This is a genomic window from Cupriavidus sp. BIS7, from assembly GCF_000292345.1.
Taxonomy (GTDB): domain Bacteria; phylum Pseudomonadota; class Gammaproteobacteria; order Burkholderiales; family Burkholderiaceae; genus Cupriavidus.
In genome coordinates this window covers 1-1,469 of sequence record NZ_ALOU01000123.1, presented here as the reverse complement: position 1 = coordinate 1,469, position 1,469 = coordinate 1, and the positions used below count along the sequence as shown (strand labels likewise).

The following is a 1,469-nucleotide window of genomic DNA, read 5'->3' as shown; positions in this document are numbered from 1 at the left end:
TCTCCCGCACGGCGGGAGAGATGGAATGAACACCGCCCACTCCCTACCGCCAAGCCACGCCTCAGAGCGCCGGAAATGACAAAGGGGCTCTCGCTTGACCGACGGCATCGATGTGCCAAAGTGAAAGTGCGACTATCACTTGAGGTCGAGGAGAGCCCAAATGAATGCTATGACATATGGGCTGGACATTGCAAAGTCAGTGTTCCAGATGTACTGGGTAGACCCATCCAGCGGGGAAATTCACAACCGTCGCTTCCAACGCCGGGAGCTGATTGAGTTCCTGTCCAATTGCCCGGCAGGGAAGGTGGCGCTTGAGGCCTGTGGCGGCGCACACTGGTGGGCACGCAAGATCCGGAGTTTGGGCCATGAGCCCGTCCTGATTCACCCGCGCTACGTGCGCGCGTTCGTGCGTACCAACAAGACCGATGCGGCCGATGCGCGCGCGATCTGGACCGCGGCCCAACAACCCGGCATGCCGGTGGTAGCTGTCAAGAGCGAAGAGCAGCAAGCCTTGTTGTCACTCCACCGGATTCGTGAAGGTCTGGTGCAGACGCGCACCCGGGAATGCAATCAGTTGCGCGGATTGCTGGGCGAGTACGGCCTGTACTTCGCCAAGGGGCGCAAGGCTTTGCTCGCCGAGCTACGGACCCGCCGGGCCGAGATCGAGCAGGGCGTACCGCCCACGCTGTTGCGCGCCATCGAGCGGCAACTGATGGCGTTGCGCCAACTCGATGAACAGATCCAGCTGATTGAGCGCGACATCACGGCGTGGCTGCAGTCCGAGCCTGCAGCGCAGACCGTCGAGGCAATTCCCGGCATCGGCGCCATTACCGCCACGGCCCTGGTGGCCACCATGGGCGCGGCCCAGGCCTTCCGCTCAGGCCGAGCCTTCGCGGCTAGCCTGGGTCTGGTTCCCACCCAATCCGGCACGGGCGGCAGCGTGCACCTGGGCCATATCAGCAAACGTGGGGATTCCTATCTGCGACGACTGCTGATCCATGGCGCGCGCGTTGTCCTGACGCGATCGAGGCACCGGCCGGCCTGGGCCGAGGCTTTGCTGGCGCGACGACCGACGAATGTGGTCGTCGTGGCACTGGCCAACAAGATGGCCCGAGCGGCCTGGGCGCTGCTTGCCCATGGTCGCCAATACGATCCCAACTATGTGAGCCAGCGACCGGCCTGAACTGCTCGGCCCCGGCCGCTGGCTCGATCCCTTATATATCCTTCACGGCTGCATAGGCTAGGAATGAGTCAAATGGCGAACTAGGTCGGACCGTGGGAACCCAAACCTGACACTCCCCTTGGGCCCAGAGCCCGCGGGAGAGATGAGGACGTTCCCAGCTGCTTCCATTGAGGCCCGCGGTCAGTTCCGCACGAGGCCGTATATAAGACCGCAGCCGATTCCTACGACTCCCACAAGACTCAAGCTTCGAACCTTTGCATCCGGGGCGGTGTTCATATAAGGGGAG

The 1,469-nt window shown here is 62.9% G+C and carries 1 protein-coding gene; it reads left to right on the top strand.

Features of this window, described 5'->3' with window-relative positions; translation table 11 throughout:
- Positions 1 to 160 precede the first annotated feature (160 nt).
- Complete coding sequence (locus tag B552_RS0126810) at positions 161 to 1,183, top strand: IS110 family transposase (protein ID WP_019452146.1); 1,023 nt, start codon at positions 161 to 163, stop codon at positions 1,181 to 1,183.
- The last annotated feature ends 286 nt before the right edge of the window (positions 1,184 to 1,469 follow it).